Origin of the sequence: Acinetobacter sp. I-MWF (genome assembly GCF_025433935.1) — a bacterium.
In the GTDB taxonomy this organism is placed as follows: domain Bacteria; phylum Pseudomonadota; class Gammaproteobacteria; order Pseudomonadales; family Moraxellaceae; genus Acinetobacter; species Acinetobacter guillouiae.
In genome coordinates this window covers 1-889 of the sequence record NZ_JAMBAR010000049.1, presented here as the reverse complement: position 1 = coordinate 889, position 889 = coordinate 1, and the positions used below count along the sequence as shown (strand labels likewise).

General features: G+C 42.4%; 1 protein-coding gene. It reads left to right on the top strand.

The annotated features are described in order from the left end of the window. Positions 1–889, top strand: an 889-nt coding sequence (locus M2R48_RS21305; RefSeq protein WP_262087626.1) for an Ig-like domain-containing protein, incomplete at both ends; no start/stop codon positions are given.

Below are 889 nucleotides of genomic sequence, written 5' to 3'. Positions count from 1 at the left end.
TACAGCGCGAGTAGAAGATGCGGCGGGTAACCAAGGTTCGGTATCGAACAACTATGCGATTTCTGTAGATACCAGTGGTTCAAGTCAATCTGTACAAATCTTGTCTGTAATAGATGACTTTGCTCCGCAAACGGGTGTTGTAGCCAATAATGGTGCAACAAATGATACGACACCGCAATTAACGGGTTCAATTTCAACAGCACTGACAGGTACAGAAACAGTTGTAGTATTGCGTGATGGTGTGGTGATTGGCACAGCAACAGTTACAGGTACAACATGGACCTTTAATGACAGTGGATTAAGTAACGGCAATACTTATGTATATACGGCACGTGTTGAAACAGCGGGTGGGAATCAAAGCCCAGCATCTTCAACATATACAATTACTGTTGATACTTTAGCGCCAACACAAACGACCGTAATTACTCAAGTAATCGATGATGTTGATCCACAAACAGGTATCGTTGCGAATAACGGAGCAACAAATGATGTAACGCCAAGTATTGAGGGTACGATTAGCACTGCATTGGGTTCAGGTGAAGTTGTTGTGGTATATCGTGATGGTGTGAAGGTTGGCACAGCAACGGTATCTGGTACAACTTGGACCTATGCTGATAATGGCTTAGTTGATGGTACGACTTATAGTTACATAGCACGAGTAGCAGATGCAGCAGGAAATGTGGGTGTATCGTCTGGGGCTTATACTATTACTGTAGATACAACTGCTCCTAGTGCATCAAACCTCGTAGATATCACAGCAATAAGTACAGATACTGGTACATCAAGCACAGATTTTATTACCAGTGACACTACTTTGACTGTCAGCGGTACATTAACCACAGCATTAAATGTTGGTGAAAAAGTACAAATTTCAAATGATGGTGGGGTA